Raw genomic sequence first — 17866 nt, forward strand, 5'->3', positions numbered from 1 at the left:
ATCTCACCAAGCGGATCAAGCGCAAACTCAAAAAGCCCAGAAAGAAAGGCAAGAAAAATGAGAAGCAAGAACCCAAAAACCCGAAGATTACTGAAAAATTGGTCGCTCGTGCCCTGCGTTCCGACAAAATTCACTACTCTCCGAAAGCCCGCGACCTGCTTCAACAACTGTTTCAAACCTTGTTTGTGCTTCCGTCTGCCGCTAAAGGGTTGCTGGGCAACACTTCTTCCTTTCGCGTCATCGGAGATGGTTCCCCCGTTGAAACGGGAGCGCGGGCGTACGGAAAATTCCTTGATGCCATAAGTCTTTTAAACTACGAGTTACACATTTCGATCGACCACCGGTGGCTAGCGGTGATCTGTTATTCTGTTGTTTCGTCAAAAGGTCAGACCTTTGATTTTTGCAAAGTTAGGTGGATGGATCGATAATTAATGGTTCATCCCTTTCTATTATAGGATGCGTCGCTGTGAATTATTGTTCACTTAAGGTGGCGGCTTTAATCCTGGTAAAAGGTCATTGGACCAGACTCAAGAACCTGGTCTTTTTTTCTGAAGATTTAAGAACTTTTGTTCTATGACAGGATCTGTCACACTATATGATAAAGTAAGAAATAGCTAGATGATAATAGTCTATGTCGGGGTAAGGGGGATTCTAAAATGCGCATCTTGCACACGGCTGATTGGCATTTTGGCAAGACAATTGAGGGGCGAGACCGGCTTCCGGAGCAGGAACAGTTTGTGGAAGAGCTCTGTAATATTTGTGAAAAAGAAGAGGTTCAGTTGGTTCTCATGGCTGGGGATGTGTTTCAAACTCCCAATCCGAGCGCTGCTGCGGAAGAGCTGTTTTATTATGCGATCGACCGCTTGTCGGCCAACGGTACCCGAGGAATCGTCATGATTGCCGGAAATCATGACAATCCAGACCGGTTGGCGGCTTCTTACCCGTTGGCAGCCCGAAACGGAATCACTTTGATCGGAAGGCCTCATGACCCGATTTTACCTACCATTAATCCCCATCCCAATCGGGTTAAAGTTCTTCAAGCAGGATCTTCCTGGCTGCAAATCCAGGTTCCGGGTTGTGACGATACGGCTGTTATTGCCGCGCTGCCATATCCTTCTGAGGCTCGTTTGAGACAGCTTTTGACCCAAAGTACAGACGATGTTGAATTAAGAAAAGAATACAATGCCCAGATTGCTTACATATTCGAACAGCTTGCCAGCCACTACCGACCGGATACCATAAACCTGGCTATGAGCCATCTCTATGTGCACGGAGGGGAAATGTCCGACTCGGAACATCAGATTCAAGTGGGGGGAGCCTATTCGGTTGACCCACGAAGTTTCCCTGCAATGGCCCAATATGTGGCGTTGGGGCATCTGCATCGTCCGCAGACGGTTGCGGCCTCTCCTGTTTCCACACGTTATTCCGGTTCGCCGCTGGCTTACAGTTTTTCGGAGTGCAATCATAAAAAATCGGTCATCCTGCTCGACGCAAAGCCAGGTGCACCGGTCGACATCCACGAGATCCCCCTTACATCCGGCAAGCCGATGGTGAAATGGGAAGCCAGAGAGGGACTGTCGCAACTTGCCCAATGGGTGGAAGAATGGCGCGACACCAATGCATGGGTGGATTTAACGATTCACGTGACAACTCCGCTTGCCATGGACGACATCCGGGTCATTCGCAGCATGCACCCAGGGATTGTGAACATCCGGCCGATTTTGCCGGAGATGGAGCACACCTTGTCCACTGCTGAGCTCAAGCACCTGCCGCTTGACCAGATTTTTATCCGTTTCTACGAAAAACAAACGAACGGAGGCACTCCGGACGAGGAACTGGTGCGGTTGTTCCTGGAACTGACGGCTGAGACGGCCGAAGATGAAACGGATGCTGAGGAGAGCGAGGAGATGGCCGGATGAGACCGATTTGCTTGACCATTCAGGGGTTGCACAGCTTTCGCGAAAAACAGACGATCCGCTTTGATGAACTGTCCGGGGCGGGGGTCTTTGGGATTTTTGGACCTACCGGCAGCGGCAAATCGACTATTCTCGACGCGATTACATTGGCGCTCTACGGGACAGTAGGCCGTGCGAAGAACGGTACGCAAGGGATTTTGAACCATGCGGAAAAGAGCCTTGAAGTGAGCTTCCAGTTTCAACTGGGGAGCGGAGCGGACCTTCGGATGTACCGGGTTGACCGCCGCTATGACCGCAACAAGGACATCACGGTAAAAAACGGCTATACCCGGCTTGTGGAATTGGACGTAAGTGGCGAGGTCCTGGCTGTCTTATCGGAAAATAACAGGGATGTCACAAATATGGTAGAGGAGCTGCTGGGACTGAAAGAGGAGGACTTCTCCCGGGCAGTGGTGCTCCCGCAGGGGAAGTTCCAGGAGTTCCTGCATCTGAACGGAAAAGAAAGACGCGTAATGCTGCAGCGCCTGTTTGCCCTGGAGCAATACGGAACGGAACTTACGAATCGCCTGAACCAGCGGTTCAACGAGACTGAGGGGCAGCTTAAAGAAGTGAAAGCCCGGCAAGATGAAATGGGAGACTGTTCGCAAGAAGCGGTGGAACGTGCGGAGCTCCTGCTGCAGGACGCCAGGACACAGGAAAAATCGGCTGTTGCGGAATTTCAGGCTACTCAACGGGCTTTTGAAGGCGCGAAGCAAATCAGGGAGTGGCAGCAGCAACTACAGGGAGTCCTGGAACGGATCGCAGCTCATGAAACACTGTCAGACGAAATTGAGCAGCTCAATAAGCGGATTTTTCTGTCGGAACGGGCAGAAAAAGTACTCCCGTACGTCAAGCGTTTTGAGGAAGCAGAACAAGCAGAACGAAAAAGGCTGGAAGAACTGGAAGGATTAGAGCTTGCCATCGGCTCTCTTCGCTCAGAGACAGAGGTACTTTTGCAGCAATGGGAAACTGCCAAACAGGAGAGGGCAGTTAAATCTCCGGAACTGATCAAACGGAAAACCCACCTGGAAACGGCACGCGGATGGGAAGAGGAGGTTCAGAAACTCCTTACCCGCGTAAACGGCCTCAAGGAGGACGTTAGCCGTCTGCAAGAACAACAGGCACAGAATATTTCTCTAATCGGACGTCTGACCAAGGAACAAGAAGAAGCCCAGTCGGAGCAGGAACGGCAAAAAGAGATCCTGAATCAGAATCAGGTTGCCCCGGAATTCAGAGCTTTGGTTTACGAAGCCGGCACAAAGCGGGACACCCTGACTGCCGCGCAGCAGACTTTGCAGGAAGCACAGAAGGATTATGCTCAGCGGGCCACGGATCTGGAGAGCATTGAGGCAAAACTGGCGAGGGAAAAGGAGCACCTGCAAGAACTCACAGAGAAAGCCCAAGATGAGGTAACTAGGCTCAATGAGTTGTCTGCCGCTCCACCCACAACCGAAGAAACATTGGCCCAACAGGCAGTTGTGTTGACTGAACTCAAGGGGAAGCTGGAACAGTTGCTCAAGTTGGAGCGGGTGAATTCTGACGATACCGCAAAAGCTGCGAAATTGGATGAAGAACTGTCGAGCCTCAAAAGAGAGTTGGAAAACACCTCGAATCAATTAAAAGAGGCACGGGAACAGCAGTCGATCCTTCGAACTCAATACCAAGAGGCTGTGCTGCATAACAAAAAAGCATTGGCGATTCAGCTGGCCTCGGATCTCTGCAAGGGAGAAGCATGTCCAGTGTGCGGTTCCCATGAGCATCCGAATCCTGCCGTTATGTCCAGCTTGACGGAGGGAGTTGCCGAGGAAACGGACTCGTTGCAAGCTTCCCTTCAGAATACGGAAACCCGAGTGCAGGAATTGGCGGAAAAAGAGGCCTCCCTCAAAGCGACACTAAATGCAAAAACGGAGCAGCTTGATGATCTGCATGGGACCATTTCGGGCAGGGCGAGGGAACTGCAGCAAATGGCTTCAGAACTGCAGGAGGCCTTATCAGTTGAATCTGCAGATGCGACACATTTGCAATCCGGATTGGCGCAAGAACAGGCACGGGTCGAAGAGCTGCGAGCCCTTTTTTCCGGCTGGAAAGAGCAAGTCAAATCTCTCGAAGCTGCTGTCAAAGAGCTAAGAGAAGAGATGAATCAGGTGGCCTCCATTGTTGCCGTTTTAGAGCAAAGCGTCAAAACGGGACAAGCCGAGAAGGAGAAGGCAAGCCTCCTGCTAAAGCGAAAAGAGGAACAGGCGGCCCAGGCCGAGCAGGACTTGCAAAAAGTACTCCAAGCATTGGGAGTGGAGTCTGTCGAACAGGCTGCAGCCGAACTGAAGGAAAAAGACGAACAGTCAAAGCAGGCTCAAGATAATCTCAAAGCCCTCGACGAACAGCTCGTTGTCCTTTCAAAGCAACTGGCAGAGGCGACCAAACAGGAAAGTGATCTACGGGCACAGGTGGCCGTGGCTACCGGTGATCTCCGAAACGCAGAAGAGCAATTTTTTCGAAAGCAGGAAGAATTAAATAAGATTACAGGCGGGACTCCTGTTGCGGAACTTTTGGTCCAGACAGCCGCCGAGCTGCGAGCGCTTGAGGAACGAGAGGCTGCTGCACTCAAAGCCCATGAGGAACGAAAGGCCCGGCTGCAGGAAACGGAGCAGCAGTTGGCACAGGCCAAGGCGCTTTATGAGGAAGCCGTAAAATCGCTGGAAACAGCCAATAAGGAACTCCGGATCCGTATGGACGAATTCCACTTCGTTACAGCCGACGAGGTCAAAGATTCCGTTTGGCTGCCGGAAGAACTCTCGCAAGCCAAGAACAGGGTGCAGGAGTATCAAGATACCGGCAAAGTCTTGCAGACGGAAAAGGAAAAACTGCAGAGCCATCTGCAAGGAAAAACACTCACAGAAGAAGAATGGCAGGAGATGCAAAGCCGGTTGGAAGAAGCGGAACAAAACCAGCAGCAGGCTACGGCCATGCGGGGGGCAGCCGAGTCGGAGCACCAGAAGCTTTTTGAAAAGCACACCCGTTGGAAAGAACTTGACAAGCAGCGCCAAGTGTTGGAAAAAGAGGCCGGGTATCTGGCCCAGCTCAAACAGCTGCTGCGGGGAGAAAAATTTGTCGAGTTCCTGGCCCAAGAACAGTTGGAATATGTAGCCCAGCAGGCATCCGATCGCCTCAAGCGCTTGACCCGTAATCGATATGCTCTGGAAGTCACGGAAGACGGCTTCAGCATGCGGGATGACGCTAACGGCGGCGTGAAACGCCCTGTCACATCGCTTTCCGGCGGGGAAACCTTCCTGACTTCATTGGCTTTGGCTCTGTCCTTGTCCTCACAGATCCAGCTTAGAGGGAAGTACCCGCTCGAGTTCTTTTTTCTGGATGAAGGATTTGGAACCCTTGACCAAGAACTGCTCGACGTTGTCATGTCGACATTGGAACAACTCCAAATGGAAAACATGACAATCGGTGTCATTAGCCATGTCCCGGAACTCCAGCAGAGGCTCCACCGACGTCTTGTGGTCCAACCTGCGGAAGCTGTAGGTCGTGGGACTCAGGTTCGGATCGAGCGGAATTGATTTAGGAGAGAGATTATGAGGATTCACCAAAGTTCAACGGTGATCACACGAAGCCACGGAACGGATTGCCATTAACTAGGTAAAGGGCGTACAGGAGTTTATGGCACGATAACGCATAGGTTGATAGACGGAGCTACCCAAAATCCTAGGGAGCTCCTTTCTTATTTTTTTGGAAAGAAATGTTTTAGGCAATACGTAAATTAGTAGGATTTAATTGTTTTTTAAGTTAATATAAAATAGTAAGGTGAGATCCGGGTGTCAGATCGGAGTGATTGTATGGATTTGGTGGAAAGGCTGTTTTTTATTTTACAACGGTAAAACGAAATTCTGGGATTACGGCTCCACGTTTGGCTGAATTGTGCGGCACTTCGGTAAGAAGCATTTACCAGGACATTAAACGATTAGATGATGCGGGAATCCAAATCATGCTGCAGGGCAACAAAGGTTATTACTTGATAGATAACATTGGCCAAGCAGAGTCTCGATTAGGTACTGAGGAGTTCCTTGCAATCTCCTTGTATCCCATTTTATCGGGGCAGTCAAAGGTTAAAAACCACCCATTTCAACAATCATTTCGAACTGCAGTTGCGAATTAATTAGGATTCGTTTTCCCAGGTTCAGCAATTCATAATTCACATGAAACCGTGAAAGTATTTTCTCCATTGGAGTGATCACGTTCTTGCATCTACTAGAAAACTTAAAATTCTCGAAACACAGGCATGTAAGGAACCTTTCTACCATTGATCCTGTATTTGAGGTGAGTTATGCAAAGTATCAGAAGAAAAATGGGTGAAAATGATAATTTAATTCTCTTTTCTGAAGTTGATGGTATGTGTCCTTTATGCGCTAAGAGTCTAATATATATAAACCTGAAATATTCATAGGTGCTTAGAACGATTGGGTAAAATGGAAGATTTTGTGATATTCTACCGTATTTGTGAAACGATCAGTCTGCTCGGTATCAGAGAGTAGCCACCTACTCTCTTTGAGTATGGATATTAATTCATTATTTAGATAAATATGGATATTGAATGACATACGTATCCGTTGGATCAATGAGCATTTTTTTAAAATGTCTATCATTCACAGTCCATCAACCGAAACGGGGTAAACGCTGAATGTTACGAAACGTTTGGATGAATGCATCCCGGTATATGCAGGAGCTGCACAGCTTCCACGTCCAGTATCGACCGGAGCTGACCAGCTTACCCGCAATCTTAACGAGCTTGGAGCGCAGTGTCTCCATCCGATTTGGCTTCATTCGCTCCGGCAAGCAGAGGCGGCGAAACCAATTGTTGAAGTTGTACGCCAACATGGCCAATTGCAGTTTCATGACGTTGGTTTCAAAATCGGTGCTGCTCATCTTGTCGCAGGCGAATCCGTTCTTGGCTTCCTTGATGAAATTCTCCATGTGGCCGCGCTGAAAATAGAAGCGAAAGACATTCTTGGGCGACACCGTCATGTTCGTGACGATAAACGTGAATTGAAAGAAAAGTTCACCCGCAGGACGGTCCATCTTCACAACCACTCGGCGGGCACGACTCCACGAATCTGCTTTGTACAAAAATTCTCGGTAGTGGACTTGTCGCTCATGCAGCTTGTCCGGATTCAGTACTTGATCGGCCATCGCTTGCGCCGCTTTTTGCAAGCGGGCATTGGCTTTAAGGCGAATAGCGTATTTGTGGCCTTTGGTTTCGACGAGATCGAACAGTTCCGGTACGGCAAAGCCGCTGTCGCCACGCAGTACAATGAGGGCACCCGGTGCCCACGTTTCGTAGCGGGCCAGAACAGGGCCAATGAAGCGAACGACTTGACGAGAGGTGTATACGTTACCTGCACGGAGCTCGGCTCTCAAACAATCGCCAGTCAGTCCGTCAAAGCAAAATAGCGGATGGAACCCCTTCTGCTGGTAGTGATGGTTGTAGTTCGCTCCGTGTTGATCGCCATAGGCGGCAAAGCCAGAAGAGTCTAGGTCCAATACGAACTGATCCCGAGGTTCGATCGCGTACACGCGACCTTGCAATAGTTCATTCACTTTTTCCAGTGACTTGGCGGTAGCGATTGTCGCCTTTTCATTGAATCGGGATATCGTCGGTTGCGAAGCCAACCGCTGCTTCCCTAGCATAGCGGTCAAAAGCGGTTCATGGCATAAATCATCGGCATGATCGTCAGTATGATAGCCGGCCACATGCTGATAGATTTTCTGGACTACGACATCGTCGTTGGATGATCCCGATGGTGAACAGGATCGTCGACGACAAGGAATTGCTTCACGGCTTCGGAGAGACCGATTTTATGATCGAATTCTTTGTACAGAAGAAGACCAGCGTCTGAAGTCAAATCGCCACCTTTAAAATTAACTTTCATTCGGGGGTTGAAGTTCAAGCGTAACTCTTGTACACTTGCCATTGAAGAGCCTCCTTGGGAACGTGTTGGGTTTCGTCGCCATTAACACTACCAAAGATTAGGCTCTTTTTCCATATGAATTACGCACTTTTTAAGTGAACGTCCATATCCCCGTTTTTCCTTGATCTAATTGGATTCATGATTTGTTCAAAGTCGTTCCGTGAATATTTCAGGTTTATGTATGTTGTACCGGTTTCCGGAATAATTTTAGCTGGGCTGATTTTAGGAGATGTTCTTACGTATGTGCAACTATTTGGTTCTGTTATTATGATTTTCGGTGTTTGGATCGTAAATCGCCGGATTCTTAGTAAATGAAACGAAAAACACAACATTGTTGTGTCCTGCCAGTTGTGGCATATAATAAATGGCGAGTGTAAAGATTGCGCACCCCACGCCTCCGAATCACATCACGGTATGTCTCCAACCAAATTTGTCTCTTACCACTTCGAATATCAAGTTGAAGACAATGTTCACAAAGAAAAGGGTTCCATAAATTTGAAGCCATTCACTAACAGAGAAACCAATCTTCGTCATATAAGTGGTAAGAAGACCACAAATCCACACAGGGCGACTGAATTAATAACTTTTACAATACCACACAGAGCGACCTTTGGATTGTCGCTCATAATGGTGATTCCTTTAAAATTGAAACACCGTACATGTCTACTCCCGAGGAGGCTTCACACCGTATTATTCGGCTCGCATTGGCTGATGCGGTGGCAACTCTCTTACCAATAAATTGGATGTTCATGGACTTGGATGAGAAAATTCAAAAATCCGAATTTATGTTTACATAACAAATTTTATGTAAAAATAAAGCGAACTCCTATTTTCCACTCATTCCCTAATGGTTTAGCCGGTCGATTCGATTATAATGGAAGTATCGTCAGATTCTTGACGGGCCCCCTAATCAGGTTGGTTTACCACAGGGGGCCTTATTTTATTGTTTCCGATTCCATTCTGTCTTGAAGTATGATAAGGTTAGTGTAGATTTCTCGGCGAGGAGTAAGATATGTATTACGCACTCATTCTTGAAAACAGCCGTAAGGCCAAAGCTGCTCGGCAAATATATGAATATTTGAGAAATAACAACAGGAAAGAAACTCTTCCGGAGCAAAAAATTGAAGAGTATATCCTCCGGGACGGGGTTCGTGTACCGCAGCAAGACAAGCATCGCGTGTTGAACCTGCGGCTGCATGACGAGCATTTGAGTCCGTATTTCAAAACGGACATGAATTTGTTTATTCTGATCATGATCGACGACAGAGTCGATATTCAGGTGTATAAAGCGGAAAATGGCTGGATGTTCCTGTTCGATAACGTTCAGATCCTGCCGAAACCTTTTGGATCGCAGGGCTATGACATGAGATAAACCTCCCGTGGCCGACACTGTCGGGTGTTTCCGGGGAGGTTTTTACTTATTTCCGCTTTCTCTTGCAGCCCCGAGAGCCGCCCACAAGTAATAGGTGGCATAGCTTTCCCAGCCTTTCCAGGCTTGAGCCATCCTGCGAATTTCTTCTTCTGTCGGTTGGTGTTCCAGTCCGTAAAAAAGCTGTACGGCATTTCGCAGTCCGATGTCGAGGGCGGGAAGAATGTCAGGGCGGCCCAGACCGAACAACAGCACACATTCTGCCGTCCATCGGCCAATTCCTCTTAATTCGCTCATCGCTTCTATAGCCTCTTCATTTGACATTTCGGCTATCCTGTCTTCCCTGAATTTTCCCCCTGCCACAAGCCTTGCAAAATCGATCACATATTCAGCTTTTCGCTGCGAGTATTTAAGTCCACGCAGTTCTTCGTATGACAGTGAAGCTACTTTTTCCGGCGGGGGGAATGCGTAAAACGTCTGACCTTTCCATTCAAACGATTGATTGCAAAGAGTGATAAGCGAATGCTTTAAATTTGCGGCAAAGGTTAAATTGACCTGTTGTCCAATGATGGATAAGATCATTGCCTCATAAATTCCGGGTTCCAGCAGCATGTGAATGCCGCGGTGCTGCAGGGTCATCCGGTACAGCACAGGGTCATTTTTTTGCGCCATGTCATAAAAAGGGGACAGCGGCCGATCCAACGAAAATACATGCCTGCATTTGGAAAATGCCTGATTGGCTTGGGCCTCTGTCTTTGCATTATACGCGGTAAGGCGCACTTCCGGTTTCTCGATTGTTCCGGATGAAGTGAGTTTGACCAGAACCGGTTGTCCGTCGATCAGGAACAATCTGCAAATCGAATCGTTCTCTGTCTGATAGAGAACGCGGTTGGAAGATTGGCGCAGGCGGTCAAACAAGTGAGAAAAGTTGAAGGGTGAGGGTGGATTCAGTGTGATTTCGTACATTATAAGGCTCCTTTTTCAATTCTCTTGCCGGTTGATTATGGTAGAATAGAATCACGAAAGAGAGGGGGCTTATCATGTCCTACATAGGTTTTTTATCCGACTTGGAACATGAACCGAATGAACCGGTGCAATATTATCTTCCGCTCGACAGAGAACGTGTCCCTCTCAATCCGTATATCGGACACGAAATAGAGCTGCGTTATCTCGGTGAAAAAGCCTGCTGCACATGCGGACGCAAAGCGAAGAAGCTGTTCAATAACGGGTACTGCTATCCGTGTTTTACAAAGTTGGCCGAGTGCGATTTGTGCATTGTGAAGCCGCACCAATGTCATTATGATCAAGGAACCTGCCGGGATACCGAGTTTGCCGAGTCCAATTGCATGACGGCCCATTACGTATATTTGGCTTTAAGCTCCGGGATCAAGGTGGGGCTTACGCGCAAGAACAGAGGCAAAGCAAGGTGGATTGATCAGGGTGCGATTCAGGCAATTCCGATTGCCGAAGTTCCAACCCGAAAAGCAGCCGGAGAGATGGAATATTTTATTTCCCAGCACATACCTGACAAAACCGATTGGCGGAAAATGCTTGCCGGTAAAGTGGAAGAATGCGATCTGTTGGAAATTCGGGAGCAAATCCGTTCGCTGCTTCCGGAGGAATACCGGGAATATCTGTTGGATGATCAGGAGATTTATCAATTTACGTATCCGATTCTCGAAACGCTTGAGAAAATAAAATCTCTTTCGTTCGATAAACAGGAAGTGATAAAGGGACGGTTGATGGGAATCAAAGGGCAGTATCTGATTCTTGACCATGCGGTTCTGAATATCAAGAAACACACAGGATACAAGATAGAAGTCGTTCTACGCCCACTCGGTTAATTCGGATTCGATTTTGGTGCGGATGCTGCTCATCAGGGAATCAAGATCTTCCGCTACTACGATATCGCCGTTAACCATGACATACGGTTTTTGTGCACACAACTCGCACTCGCTTAAGCAAGAACTGCGCATGACCGAAGTTCCCGCAAACTTTTCTTCCAGAATTTCAAGATTGAGAGAAGCAGCGGGGTTGCTTTCACAAACTTCCACAATTACGATACCCATGTTGAACTCTCCTTTTCACTGCTGCTAACCAGTAGTGTACCAAGAACTGCAACGGAAAACCATATTCGAGAGTACTATCTTTTGGACGGGAGGGAAGGAGATGGAAATGAAGACGGGGGTCGTACTGGTGGCACACGGCAGCCGGGAGCCATCAGCCAACGAAGAATTGGTGAGGATTGCAGAACTTCTGAACCAAGATCCTGATTACCAGATAGTTCAACCGGCGTATCTTGAATTAGCTGAACCGGATATTCCCACCGGAATTGACCTGTGTGTGAAAAAAGGGGCTGACCGCGTCATTGTAGTGCCTTATTTTCTATTGGCCGGCTCTCATGTTCGGGAAGATTTGCCCCGGTTGGTCGCTGATGCATCCGCAAGACATCCCGGAATCCCGATCCGTTTGGTGGAGTCGTTAGGGTATCATCCGGTTCTGACAGACATCGTTCTGGACCGGGTGAATGCGGTCCTGACGTCGGATGAAAAGCAGGAGGAAGAGTGATGAGAATTCAGGTGGACGCAAAAGCAAAAACGTATATTCGCCAACGTTCCCATGCAGTGCATCTCGAACTTCCCACAATCACGAGGGCCTGCTGAGGTAATGCCCAGTTTGCCCCGTCCGTGCGGCTGGGGGAACCCCGTTATAAGCAGCATCTTTACGAAAAACAAGAACATGACGGGATTGAGGTCTATATCCCGCGACAAATTCATCAAGAAGATTTAACGATCGGCTTGAACCGCCTCTTTGGCTTTCCGTATCTCGTGATTCGGGGGTGGCGTCCGATCGGTTTTTAAGCCCTTGATCTCATGGTCAAGGGCTTTTTTGTTCATACTACAGGAGAACCAATCTGTGGAAGGTGATTGTGTATGGGGTGCTGGATGTACGAATCTCGTTTATACGATAGCCGATCGATTGCCCAATATGTTGCGATGTGCGTTCGCGATGATCAACTGCTGTCGGGAGCCCGTGAGCCGAAGGTACATATTTTTCGAACTCGAAAAGGGAAGTACGGTGTCAAGTATCAAGTGTAGGAGGCGTTTGGATGGAATACGTGTGCCCCTTGTGCAACGGATTGACTCAGTTTAAAGGTACATGCTCCCGGTGTGGAACCGCTCTTCAAGACGATGGAATTGTATCGGACTATGCAGGACCTTATTCCCCGTACGAGTTGTCTCCCCGTATGGAACAAACGTCAGATCGATGCGTTCATCTTCTGCATTGTCCAACATGTGGAAAAGAGTCTTATGCAATTATCCAAAATGATGTAATATAGAGGGAGATTGTAGTTCGTACAAAGGGGATGTCGCTGTTGTCTTCTCTATCGTTGAAATTCTGCAAAAAGAATCTGGAACTCCATTCACAAACGGTTTATGACGCTTTGAGAGAACGGTATCCGAATGAAAAAATAGAAATTGTCGATTGCGTTGGTACCGAATTTTGCAGTACATGTGCCGATGTACCGTTTGCCCTTCGCAATAATGCTTTGGTTGGCGGAAGAACGGCCAGGGATTTGTTCTACAAATTGGAACGCGGCATGGTATTTCTGGAAAAACTGCCGGAAAGTAAGAAGGCTGAATAATAAAAGGTTTGCGCACACCGGGACTGTGAGAAACAGTCCTTTTTCATTTGGGGAGGGAAGGAGGATCCGAATGTTGGACGTTGTGGTGATCGGGGCAGGTTTGGCCGGGCTTTCGGCTGCGAGGGAATTACAGAGAAGAGGCGCTAATGTACTCGTACTTGAGAAAGAGAAACGGATCGGCGGACGGGTCTTGACACAAAGAGTACCGGATGAAGACGGGACCCAATTCGAGCAGGGGGCCCAATTTTTTGCCCATCATTTCAAAACGGTTCGAACCTTGGCCCGAAACCTCCAAGTTCCTTTGGTTCCAAGACCTTTTTCACTGCGGATGCGGGTGGGGCAGGAGTGGCGGGAAGCACGGTATGACCGGTGGAACATTCTTTTGAATCTGCCGGGGGTCCCATGGAATGTAAGGCATCAGATTGTGCGGCTTTTAAGGGAAACGAGTAAGAGGGGAATTGAAGACATGGCGCTCGCCGAATATGCCAAACGGTTCCACACATCCATTTACGAATACATGATTGCTCCGTTCCACCAAACAATGTTCTTCAGTAACCCGGACGCAGAATCCACATACCATTTTTTTAACCATTTCGGGATTCCGAATTCACAACGCATTTACCTCCCGGGCGGCGGGATGATTCGATTGGCGGAAGCTTTGGTTCAAGGCCTCAAGGTTCGCATTGGACAAAGGGTGGAGAAGGTCGAATCAAATACGGATTCTGTGGCAATTTCGGTCCGAACGGGTACACAGGTTGAAATTCTGCGATCCCGTTACGTTATTCTGGCAGTTTCGGGCAACCAAGTGTTGTTGCTGACGGAAGCAGGAGAGTATACACGTAAGACAAGCGAATTTCTGCAAAGTGTTAAATACGCAGGGACCGCGGTTCTTTCCTTTCGTGTGAAAAAAGCAGGTGCCCATTTTGGCTTCAGCATTCCCCCTAAATACGGTTCGATCCTGTCCGGCGGCGTGTCCAACTGCAGCAGGATCTGGAACGTGATGCTTACGAACCATGCGTATCAAGAGCTTCGGGAAGAAACGGATGAGCAGATCATGAAAAGGGTGGCTGAGGAAATGAAAAGATGGCTGCCGGAAATGGGGGCCGATTTCTCAGATATGAAAATCCGGAGATGGGCAGCCGCCATCCCCAGATTTCAACCCGGATTCGATCAGTACGGTCCTTTGTCGAAACAAAATGAAAACGGCAGAATTCAACTGGCGGGTGATTATCTCGAACTTGGCTGTACGGAAGGGGCAGTGCGTTCCGGTCTTCAGGCGGCCGCGAAAGTTGCCGCTTTCTTACAAAAAGACTAAATCAGAGCAAGATGCTCCAGGGATCTAAACAAAACGTAAATTCCAAGACCTAGAATTAAAAAGGAAGACAAGAAAGTGAGAGATTGAATCACTCGGCGTTTTTCCAAAAACTCAATCGAGTGTCCAGCCCTTACCACAATCATGCCGATCGTACTCATTGCGAGAGCGCTTCCCACCGAAAACGCAGCTACCAATCCCATTCCTGCAGGGATTTGATCCGCTGCGACAGCCGCAAGGAAGATTGCCATTGCGCTTGGACAGGGAATCAATCCGGTAAAGAAACCAACCGCAAACAACCGGGGCCATGATGTAGGAGTGTCATGAGAATGGTGGTGAGCTCCATGGTGATGATCACAGGTTTCCTCATGCTTGTGACCTATGGTTCCCACTACTACAACTTTCGGTCGCAGTTGGCCGTAAAGGAGTCGTATCCCAAGAAGAGTGATCATTCCGCCTGAAAGTAGTTCAATCCAATGAGAGAGATGAACCGGAACCAGCATCTTTACAGTTGAAGAGGCGGCAAAGGCGAGTAAAACGATCGACAGCGTATGCGCAATCGCTGATATAATGCCTAACAACACAGCCTCTTTCGCTTTCGCACGGGTTGAAATCAAATAAGCTGTCATGACCCCTTTTCCGTGTCCGGGTTCAAGTGAATGGAGCGATCCAAGACCAATTGCTGCAGGGATCGCGTACAGCAAATCCATGTCGAATTCCTCCTTGTAGAGTTGTCTATAATCCTTATGCAGACTTGGCCCAAACATTTCCTCCCAATCTCGCCGGAAACCTCGGAATGGGCTCACCCCGTCCTTTTTGCCGGAATAGGATAGTACATCTCACAAGACTGAGGTGAGGCGGGTGCAAAAAAACAAACAGACCGAAGTGAAGAGATTGGTAAAGAAAAGAGGCGCTCGATCCACCCAACCTGGGTCTTTCAATTCTTTCGTGGATATCGCTGACCGGTTTAAGCGGGCCGTTGTCATGATTGAAGTGCTGCAAGACCGTCGTCAGCGCAGAGTCCCGTTGTTCGGATTTGATTTTGTGCCGGAATCCAGCAACGAAGTTATGAATGTTGGAACGGGTTTTGTCTGCGATAAGCGAGGGTATATCATTACGAATCAACATGTCGTCCAAGGAGCCAGCGAAGTGATTGTCAGTTTTAATGGAGAAAAGAAATCTCATTCCGCAAAGGTGATAAAAACAGACTACAATTTGGATCTGGCACTATTGAAAACCACATTGCCGCCAAACGTTCCGGCTCTCCGTCTTGGCAATTCGCGTGAGGTTCGGCCCGGAGAATGGGTGATGGCGATCGGGAACCCTTTAGGACTCGAACACTCGGTCACAGTGGGAGTTATCTCAGCTGTAAACCGCCCCTTAACAATCGGAGACCGGCGCTACAAACACTTGATACAGACAGACGCCGCGATTAACCGCGGCAACAGCGGAGGGCCTCTATTTAATGCGAATGGGGAAGTAATAGGGGTTAATACAGCCGTCTCGCAAAGTTCACAAGGAATTGGCTTCGCGATTGGAGCAGACGTTGTACGAAGCATGATCCGAAAATGGATTCCGCCCGAAGGAAACTGAGGTGTCTTTCGGGTATTTTCTTTTTATTTGGCGGATTTTGACGAATGTGGCATAATAGAAGAATACATACCCGGATCTGGAGGAAGCGAGTTTGGAAGAAGCATTTATTGTCGTACTGGTCGTATTTTTAACTTTCGGGATCGTAATTGCCCGTTCCAAGCGAAAAAAATAGTGCAATCAGGAGTTGTTCAACAGGATGAAACTCGCGCATACAATCTGCGGCCTCGCAGTTCTTCTCACTGGCTCGTTGCTTTCCGCAGGATGTCATGCTCCTGCCTTGTCAACGATCAAGCCGGATAAGGAAAAGATTGCGGTTGGAATTGTCAGTTCAAAAGAACTGGCAAATTCCAAGGAAGTTCTGGAGTACACCGACAAGGTGTTTCAGCAATCCGCGGTCGTATTTGATATTCGCCCGCTCGAAAACGAAACGAAGGCACAAGAGGCCCTTGCTGCTCTGGCTTCGAATGAAAACATCGACTTGATTATTACCGAGTCGAAATACAGTCAATTTGTGGCCGAACTTGCAAAAACGAAGGATGAGAAAAAATTCGGGATTGTCGGAAATGTACCGAATCCGGATCTGAAATCCGTACGTCTCGTGAATATCAATCGTGAACATCAGGCTTTCGTCGCGGGATTTCTGCTGGCAGGAGCCTCCCAGAAAGTACCGGTCGGAGTCATTGTGCAAACCCCTCGTTCTTCGGAATCACCCGATTGGAAAGGGGTAATGGAAGGAATTCATTACGCTGGCGTCTCCACCCCTCCAACGGTTGTCACCCTCGATGAAGCAATGGCACCTGAAGGAGGTGGGCGGCTTAAATCACTTGCGCCACGGTTTTTTGTGCTTCTTGACCCTGTGTCTCCGGAGCAGTTGACAAGGCTTCAGGAAAGTGGAAAGCTGCTGTTCACCTTGCATGATTTGCCCAAAGTCTCTCCGAGTGTGGTTGCTCGTCCCAGACCGATTTTCACCGAAGGTGTGCAGGAAGAAGTTCAAGCTTTGTTGAATAATTCCTGGCAGGGCAAGCTTTCGGCAGCGGTTATGGGAACCGGGTATTTTGATATTATACGGACAGAAGCATTTCCTACAGAACTGCTCAATCAGTCAAAGCGAGTTGAGGAGGGGTTGCGCAATCGGACCCTCCAACCGGAAACTTATCTGAAACCTCCTAAATAAGAAGAGGAGAGACAAATAGAATGAAACCTCAGAAGGAGGGTGTATATGGAAGAATGGTATCTGGAATATCATATTCATAAAAACCGGCCCGGTTTGTTGGGAGACATTGCTTCTCTGCTGGGGATGTTATCGATTAACATCGTGACCGTTAACGGGGTGGAAGATGAGAACCGTGGATTTTTGATTCGCACGAATGACCGACAAAAAATCGCAGTGCTTCGAACGATGCTGCGTACAATTGAAAACATCAGCATTTCGGCACTGCGTCAACCGACTCTGCTCGATCGTCTCGCGCTGCGTCACGGACGATTCATTCGTCGTGAGTCGGAAAACGATAAAACGTATAAGTTTAACCGGGACGAATTGGGGATTTTGGTTGATTTTCTGGGAGAGCTTCTCAAGAAGGAAGGGAATCAGGTAATCGGGATCCGCGGAATGCCTCGTGTTGGTAAAACAGAATCCATTGTGGCGGCAAGTGTGTATGCCAATAGACGGTGGTCATTCATTTCATCAACTCTGCTTCGACAGACCGTACGACATTCATTGTCGGAAGATGAACTGGTCTCCGATAACATGGTGTATATTCTGGACGGGATCGTATCGACGCTTCGTGCTACGGAGCAGCACCGTTCGCTGGTTCGGCAGATTATGCGCATGGAGGCGCCGAAGGTTATTGAACATCCGGATATTTTTGTGCGTGAAACGGAGTTTGGTTGGGATGCATTTGATCGAATCATTGAGCTCCGCAACACGGACGACGAAGTGATTACCTATGAAACGATCCAAACCGGATTCACCTCTTTTGATATCAGTTAAGTAACGTGAGGCAGGTCAAGCTGAAGGAG

At 48.3% G+C, this 17866-nt stretch carries 15 protein-coding genes and 3 pseudogenes; 13 read left to right on the top strand and 5 right to left on the bottom strand.

Going from position 1 to position 17866, the window contains the following annotated elements:
* The 4 genes and pseudogenes from ACFO8Q_RS02915 to ACFO8Q_RS02930 form a co-directional block, all read left to right on the top strand.
* A pseudogene (locus tag ACFO8Q_RS02915) lies at window positions 1-428 on the top strand (hypothetical protein); the annotation flags it as partial.
* Window positions 429-656: 228 nt separating this feature from the next.
* Complete coding sequence (locus tag ACFO8Q_RS02920) at window positions 657-1919, top strand: exonuclease SbcCD subunit D (protein WP_380024192.1); 1263 nt, start codon at window positions 657-659, stop codon at window positions 1917-1919.
* Window positions 1916-5521, top strand: a complete 3606-nt coding sequence (locus ACFO8Q_RS02925; protein WP_380024193.1) for an AAA family ATPase — start codon at window positions 1916-1918, stop codon at window positions 5519-5521. The genes ACFO8Q_RS02920 and ACFO8Q_RS02925 overlap by 4 nt, the downstream gene beginning before the upstream one ends.
* Window positions 5522-5877: 356 nt before the next feature.
* On the top strand, window positions 5878-6117 hold the full coding sequence (locus ACFO8Q_RS02930) for a hypothetical protein (RefSeq protein ID WP_380024274.1): 240 nt from the start codon (window positions 5878-5880) through the stop codon (window positions 6115-6117).
* A 497-nt stretch (window positions 6118-6614) separates the two neighbouring features.
* On the opposite strand, the pseudogene ACFO8Q_RS02935 reads toward ACFO8Q_RS02930, so the two are convergent.
* Together ACFO8Q_RS02935 and ACFO8Q_RS02940 are read right to left on the bottom strand one after the other, a co-directional pair.
* Window positions 6615-7930, bottom strand: a pseudogene (locus ACFO8Q_RS02935) (IS1380 family transposase).
* A gap of 330 nt (window positions 7931-8260) precedes the next feature.
* A pseudogene (locus tag ACFO8Q_RS02940) lies at window positions 8261-8568 on the bottom strand (MFS transporter); the annotation flags it as partial.
* Window positions 8569-8939: 371 nt separating this feature from the next.
* Between ACFO8Q_RS02940 and ACFO8Q_RS02945 the strand changes: the two are divergent.
* On the top strand, window positions 8940-9299 hold the full coding sequence (locus ACFO8Q_RS02945; protein ID WP_380024194.1) for a hypothetical protein: 360 nt from the start codon (window positions 8940-8942) through the stop codon (window positions 9297-9299).
* 42 nt (window positions 9300-9341) lie between these two features.
* On the opposite strand, the gene ACFO8Q_RS02950 is transcribed toward ACFO8Q_RS02945, so the two are convergent.
* A complete protein-coding gene (locus ACFO8Q_RS02950; RefSeq protein WP_380024195.1) occupies window positions 9342-10262 on the bottom strand; it encodes a DNA-3-methyladenine glycosylase family protein in 921 nt (306 codons plus the stop codon).
* Between the two features lie 74 nt (window positions 10263-10336).
* On the opposite strand from ACFO8Q_RS02950, the gene ACFO8Q_RS02955 reads away from it, so the two are divergent.
* A complete protein-coding gene (locus tag ACFO8Q_RS02955; RefSeq protein ID WP_380024196.1) occupies window positions 10337-11140 on the top strand; it encodes a DUF2797 domain-containing protein in 804 nt (267 codons plus the stop codon).
* On the opposite strand, the gene ACFO8Q_RS02960 is transcribed toward ACFO8Q_RS02955, so the two are convergent.
* A complete protein-coding gene (locus ACFO8Q_RS02960; RefSeq protein WP_380024197.1) occupies window positions 11123-11365 on the bottom strand; it encodes a YuzB family protein in 243 nt (80 codons plus the stop codon). The genes ACFO8Q_RS02955 and ACFO8Q_RS02960 overlap by 18 nt on opposite strands.
* Before the next feature lie 100 nt (window positions 11366-11465).
* Here ACFO8Q_RS02960 and ACFO8Q_RS02965 point away from each other — a divergent pair, with 100 nt between their 5' ends.
* The 4 genes from ACFO8Q_RS02965 (at window position 11466) to ACFO8Q_RS02980 (ending at window position 14257) form a co-directional block, all read left to right on the top strand.
* Window positions 11466-11864: a sirohydrochlorin chelatase gene (locus ACFO8Q_RS02965; protein WP_380024198.1), complete on the top strand. Its 399-nt coding sequence runs from the start codon at window positions 11466-11468 to the stop codon at window positions 11862-11864.
* A gap of 377 nt (window positions 11865-12241) precedes the next feature.
* Window positions 12242-12394 (top strand): hypothetical protein, encoded by a 153-nt coding sequence (locus tag ACFO8Q_RS02970; protein ID WP_380024199.1) that lies wholly within the window; start codon window positions 12242-12244, stop codon window positions 12392-12394.
* A 269-nt stretch (window positions 12395-12663) separates the two neighbouring features.
* A complete protein-coding gene (locus ACFO8Q_RS02975) occupies window positions 12664-12942 on the top strand; it encodes a DUF1450 domain-containing protein (RefSeq protein ID WP_380024200.1) in 279 nt (92 codons plus the stop codon).
* Between the two features lie 70 nt (window positions 12943-13012).
* Window positions 13013-14257: a protoporphyrinogen/coproporphyrinogen oxidase gene (locus tag ACFO8Q_RS02980; RefSeq protein ID WP_380024202.1), complete on the top strand. Its 1245-nt coding sequence runs from the start codon at window positions 13013-13015 to the stop codon at window positions 14255-14257.
* Here ACFO8Q_RS02980 and ACFO8Q_RS02985 read toward each other — a convergent pair.
* On the bottom strand, window positions 14254-14964 hold the full coding sequence (locus tag ACFO8Q_RS02985) for a nickel/cobalt transporter (RefSeq protein ID WP_380024203.1): 711 nt from the start codon (window positions 14962-14964) through the stop codon (window positions 14254-14256). The two genes, ACFO8Q_RS02980 and ACFO8Q_RS02985, sit on opposite strands and share 4 nt — an antisense overlap.
* A 151-nt stretch (window positions 14965-15115) precedes the next feature.
* Between ACFO8Q_RS02985 and ACFO8Q_RS02990 the strand changes: the two genes are divergently transcribed.
* The 3 genes from ACFO8Q_RS02990 to ACFO8Q_RS03000 all read left to right on the top strand — a co-directional run bounded on the left by ACFO8Q_RS02990 (window position 15116) and on the right by ACFO8Q_RS03000 (window position 17837).
* Entirely contained in the window at window positions 15116-15847 is a 732-nt protein-coding gene (locus tag ACFO8Q_RS02990) for a S1C family serine protease (protein ID WP_380024204.1), read from the top strand.
* 196 nt (window positions 15848-16043) lie between these two features.
* A complete protein-coding gene (locus tag ACFO8Q_RS02995; protein WP_380024205.1) occupies window positions 16044-17021 on the top strand; it encodes a type 1 periplasmic-binding domain-containing protein in 978 nt (325 codons plus the stop codon).
* Window positions 17022-17066: 45 nt separating this feature from the next.
* Window positions 17067-17837: a DUF3388 domain-containing protein gene (locus tag ACFO8Q_RS03000; RefSeq protein WP_380024207.1), complete on the top strand. Its 771-nt coding sequence runs from the start codon at window positions 17067-17069 to the stop codon at window positions 17835-17837.
* Window positions 17838-17866 lie beyond the last annotated feature (29 nt).

It is taken from the genome of Effusibacillus consociatus (genome assembly GCF_042652925.1).
GTDB lineage: Bacteria > Bacillota > Bacilli > Tumebacillales > Effusibacillaceae > Effusibacillus > Effusibacillus consociatus.

Bases quoted from the DNA above. Each gene is read 5' to 3' on its own strand.
- ACFO8Q_RS02965 (WP_380024198.1), top strand. From the start codon at position 11,466: ATGGAAATGAAGACGGGGGTCGTACTGGTGGCACACGGCAGCCGGGAG.
- ACFO8Q_RS02980 (WP_380024202.1), top strand. From the start codon at position 13,013: ATGTTGGACGTTGTGGTGATCGGGGCAGGTTTGGCCGGGCTTTCGGCT.
- ACFO8Q_RS03000 (WP_380024207.1), top strand. From the start codon at position 17,067: ATGGAAGAATGGTATCTGGAATATCATATTCATAAAAACCGGCCCGGT.
- ACFO8Q_RS02970 (WP_380024199.1), top strand. From the start codon at position 12,242: ATGTACGAATCTCGTTTATACGATAGCCGATCGATTGCCCAATATGTT.
- ACFO8Q_RS02950 (WP_380024195.1), bottom strand. From the start codon at position 10,262: ATGTACGAAATCACACTGAATCCACCCTCACCCTTCAACTTTTCTCAC.
- ACFO8Q_RS02960 (WP_380024197.1), bottom strand. From the start codon at position 11,365: ATGGGTATCGTAATTGTGGAAGTTTGTGAAAGCAACCCCGCTGCTTCT.
- ACFO8Q_RS02925 (WP_380024193.1), top strand. From the start codon at position 1,916: ATGAGACCGATTTGCTTGACCATTCAGGGGTTGCACAGCTTTCGCGAA.
- ACFO8Q_RS02945 (WP_380024194.1), top strand. From the start codon at position 8,940: ATGTATTACGCACTCATTCTTGAAAACAGCCGTAAGGCCAAAGCTGCT.
- ACFO8Q_RS02995 (WP_380024205.1), top strand. From the start codon at position 16,044: ATGAAACTCGCGCATACAATCTGCGGCCTCGCAGTTCTTCTCACTGGC.
- ACFO8Q_RS02975 (WP_380024200.1), top strand. From the start codon at position 12,664: ATGTCGCTGTTGTCTTCTCTATCGTTGAAATTCTGCAAAAAGAATCTG.
- ACFO8Q_RS02920 (WP_380024192.1), top strand. From the start codon at position 657: ATGCGCATCTTGCACACGGCTGATTGGCATTTTGGCAAGACAATTGAG.
- ACFO8Q_RS02985 (WP_380024203.1), bottom strand. From the start codon at position 14,964: ATGGATTTGCTGTACGCGATCCCTGCAGCAATTGGTCTTGGATCGCTC.
- ACFO8Q_RS02955 (WP_380024196.1), top strand. From the start codon at position 10,337: ATGTCCTACATAGGTTTTTTATCCGACTTGGAACATGAACCGAATGAA.